Here is a 3,495-nt window from a genome sequence, read left to right as displayed (position 1 = left end):
AAGAGAGGGTTTAAACAAGTTTAAAATGGAAGCTGCTAAAGAAGTAGGAGTTAATCTTTCAGAAGGATACAATGGAGATTTAACTTCAAGAGAGAATGGATCGGTAGGCGGACAAATGGTTAAAAAAATGGTTGAGTCTTACGAAAAGAGCTTATAATTAACTTATAACCATTAAATGGGTATCTAAAGGGGAAACACATTTTAAAAAGTGTTTCCATTTAGGTACCTTATTAAGTATCCTAAGAATATGGTAGTAGCGTAGAAATTGAAGAAGACGAAGAACTACAATTGATTTAACTAAACTAAGGCCTATACCTGTGCCTTCTTTATTTTTTGAAAGTGTGCGATATACCTGTGGTCTATTGACCATTCTTTAAACATTAATTTGAATATCATCTATAATGTTTGTATTTATTGTTATAATCAGTAGCAGCTTCAACCAATTGTTCATAACTATTTATTTCTTTAATTTTAATTATTTTATTAAAATCATAGTACCTAATGGTTTTAGTTTTTTTTATAATTTGTTGATATGGTTTACGGTTTAGTAAATAATGCCAAAACACATCGGCATCAATTTCTAAACACACACCTTTTTTATCGTAATGAGCTTGTACATCTTTCAACATCTGTAGAGCGTCATTATCGTTCTTTACACCAGTGAAAAACTTGATTATTAAATTTGCTTCGTTTGAAGTTGCTAGAGTTTGATTAGAATTTATGCCTAAGTTTGAATCATTCATTAATATTTCCTCCTCGTAAGTATTCCTTATCATCAGTTCATTCAAAGTAGCTCTGAAGTTATTTTCTTTTTTCATATTTGTTTTTTTAACCTATAATTGCTAGACATAGTAAAAATCAGACCAAGAATGTGATATGTGAAGTAGTTCTCATATACATAACTCACTCAATAGATATTATCATAATTAACCAAATAATACAAAAGGAGGAGTCAATAAATCTATCTCTAATTTAACAGAAGTTATATCCACCGTTATAGTAAAATCTGAAAAATAAGGATACCAAATTTGGTGTTCTTATTTTTTTTATTCTTATTTTAAAAAAACCGCAATAACTTCTGGAGGAGCATATATATGCTGTGAAAGAACCTAATTTACGGTAATAATGGTATAATTAAATAAATCATTTGTGTAGTAATGGTAAAATATATCAAGTAACTACTTTCCTTTACAATAAAAATAAGAGGGGATGATTAATATGAAGAAATCACTTTCACGCGGTCTTTTAATTTTTTTATTTATTACAAATGTGATATTTGTTGCGACAACAGTATTATATAAAACTAAAATTGATAAACAAGTATTTAAGGTATATTCATTTGAGGGAGAGGGCTCAGATATAAGAATTAGCAATGGAATTGTTATTATTTCTCCTAACAAGCATATAGTTAATGGTGGTGAAATACGGTATATTGGGGATTCACAAGAAAAACTACAATCGTATTCCAAAACTATTTATTTAGATAAGCAAGTGGAAAAAGAGGTAGTTTTATCTGATTCTGTATCGTTTGCAGGGAATACACAAATAACGATTCCTGGTGAATTTTTGTTAAATAAAGGTGTAGGAGAGATAAGTTCAGGGAAGTTGTTTAGTAAAGATGAAATAAATATCATAAAAGATAACCTTTATTTTTCTCTTGATTATGAAACAGTGGATGGACAAAGAGAAAATTCAACAGTCAAACTTAAGGTAACTGAATTTAATATGGATGAAATTAAATAGATATTTAAATTTTATCATAAGCAATTTATAGTTAAGTAAACTTTTTCTTGAGTAAGGGTAGAATAAGACGAAATATATAATGGGGCTTAAATATATGGATTCGAAACTTAATAAATTAATTATCTTAATAACATCTTTCTTAGAGTTTATCCAGCGTTTCCCATCTAAGGTTAATCCACCACTTGGAAATATACAATGTATGTATATTTAGCCTATAGACTCGAAATGAATGTAACTTAATTACCAGTGTGTTACATTCAAAATATCAATATACACTTAAAGCAAGTACCCCATATTTGAAGATTGCGACTTATTTATTGAGGTTAAGTGTTCTTTTTTTTATATATGTTCCAATAATACTTCCAATTACAACACTTATCCATTGACAAGCACTTACAAATAAAAGTATTATTCCGGCCCCATAGTTCTCAGAGTCAGTATGAGTAGGAAATATCGTTGAGGCAATTGCAAGAACTATTAACCAATAAACTATATAAGGTATAGAAATCAAAAGTATATTTATCCATCTGCCATCCAGATATCTAATGATAATTACTGAAAAAATTATTACAAGTAAAGTAATGTGTAAAAATAGTGTCTGATTATCAAACATCAAATCTCGGTTTATCAGTATACGAGTATGAAAATTTGATATAACTGCAAAAAGTATACTTAATGACTGTGTTATCAGAATTCGCTTATAGAAACTTAAAACATCTACTTTCATATAATTCCTTTCTCTGCTTCAGCCTTAATTTATTTTAGTATTGTGACCACGACAGAATATTTTACGAGTTTGACATAAAACATTTGTTTAATTATACCATAAATTCTAAGAAGAAATATATTTACAATTTTAATAAATGGCTAATAGCATCAATGTGAAAGTAACTCAATTGGTATTGTGTTACTTTCACATTGTTTTTTTGAATAGTTTTAATATTACAACTTTTATATTTTATATTGCGCAAATGTAAAAGTTACAATATAATGTATAATGTTGCTGAAAAAAACATATTATTAAAGAAAGAGGTAAATTATGGAAGAATTAAGAGATGAGTTAATAAAACTTATAAGTGAAAAAGGACCCTTGAATAAAAAAACAATATTAGTTAGCCAAAAATTGGACAAGCTTATTGTTTCTCACTATTACTCCCTAAATAAATAAAAAAAATATATTGTTTATGACGTCTAATATGAATATCCTTCATTAAATTTTTAATTGATAATCACAGATATATCCAAAATTATATGCTCCTATTGATTATTTCATCAATATCGCTACAACTTATTGATTTGAAAAAAAGATTAACTTCTAAAGGCTCTCTAATAAGGGTTCTATTTATTCCAAATGTAATTATATTATCTTTTTTATAATTATGACTTATAATATTTTCCCACGAATAAAACGTCCCAGAATACATTACTCCGTTCTCATAAAGTCCATTAGCGAAATAAAAAGGTAAGATACGTAATACATAACCTGTAGCTATAATGGAAACCGGTAATATTATTGATATAGATGGAGAATAAAATACTTGTATTATTAAAAATACAATAAATATCAGTGATAGTATCTGTATTTTGGATTGTATTTTGTAATTATGTGGATATAATTTGATAATTATTTTGAATGCTTTCTTTTTATTAAGTAAGAAACTTATAATTATAAATATCATATTCAAAATCATAAGGATTAGCCCAATTATCATTAACCAGTCAATGCCCCTTATTCCATTATAAAGTTTATCA

Annotated in this window: 6 protein-coding genes; 3 read left to right on the top strand and 3 right to left on the bottom strand. The window is 27.1% G+C overall.

Annotation, left to right across the window (positions count from 1 at the left end; translation table 11 throughout):
• Positions 1 to 157 (top strand): alpha/beta-type small acid-soluble spore protein (locus ACJAX4_RS22990; protein ID WP_435791768.1); only part of this gene is annotated, 157 nt, incomplete at its 5' end.
• Positions 158 to 392: 235 nt separating this feature from the next.
• Here the strand turns inward: ACJAX4_RS22990 and ACJAX4_RS22985 are convergent.
• Positions 393 to 743 carry a hypothetical protein gene (locus ACJAX4_RS22985; protein ID WP_435791767.1) on the bottom strand — a complete coding sequence of 117 codons (351 nt, stop codon included), beginning with the start codon at positions 741 to 743 and terminating at the stop codon, positions 393 to 395.
• A gap of 475 nt (positions 744 to 1,218) precedes the next feature.
• Here ACJAX4_RS22985 and ACJAX4_RS22980 point away from each other — a divergent pair, with 475 nt between their 5' ends.
• Positions 1,219 to 1,743 carry a hypothetical protein gene (locus ACJAX4_RS22980; RefSeq protein WP_435791766.1) on the top strand — a complete coding sequence of 175 codons (525 nt, stop codon included), beginning with the start codon at positions 1,219 to 1,221 and terminating at the stop codon, positions 1,741 to 1,743.
• 310 nt (positions 1,744 to 2,053) lie between these two features.
• Here the strand turns inward: ACJAX4_RS22980 and ACJAX4_RS22975 are convergent, their stop codons facing one another.
• A complete protein-coding gene (locus ACJAX4_RS22975) occupies positions 2,054 to 2,470 on the bottom strand; it encodes a hypothetical protein (RefSeq protein WP_435791765.1) in 417 nt (138 codons plus the stop codon).
• A 312-nt stretch (positions 2,471 to 2,782) separates the two neighbouring features.
• Here ACJAX4_RS22975 and ACJAX4_RS22970 point away from each other — a divergent pair, with 312 nt between their 5' ends.
• Positions 2,783 to 2,911 carry an aspartyl-phosphate phosphatase Spo0E family protein gene (locus ACJAX4_RS22970; RefSeq protein WP_435791764.1) on the top strand — a complete coding sequence of 43 codons (129 nt, stop codon included), beginning with the start codon at positions 2,783 to 2,785 and terminating at the stop codon, positions 2,909 to 2,911.
• Positions 2,912 to 2,990: 79 nt separating this feature from the next.
• On the opposite strand, the gene ACJAX4_RS22965 is transcribed toward ACJAX4_RS22970, so the two are convergent.
• Positions 2,991 to 3,495, bottom strand: a 505-nt coding sequence (locus ACJAX4_RS22965) for a hypothetical protein (protein ID WP_435791763.1), incomplete at its 5' end; no start/stop codon positions are given.

This window comes from Clostridium sp. (assembly GCF_051278035.1).
GTDB lineage: Bacteria > Bacillota > Clostridia > Clostridiales > Clostridiaceae > Clostridium_AD.
Note: the sequence above shows the minus strand (reverse complement) of the source record. Positions and strands in the feature narration are given on the sequence as shown.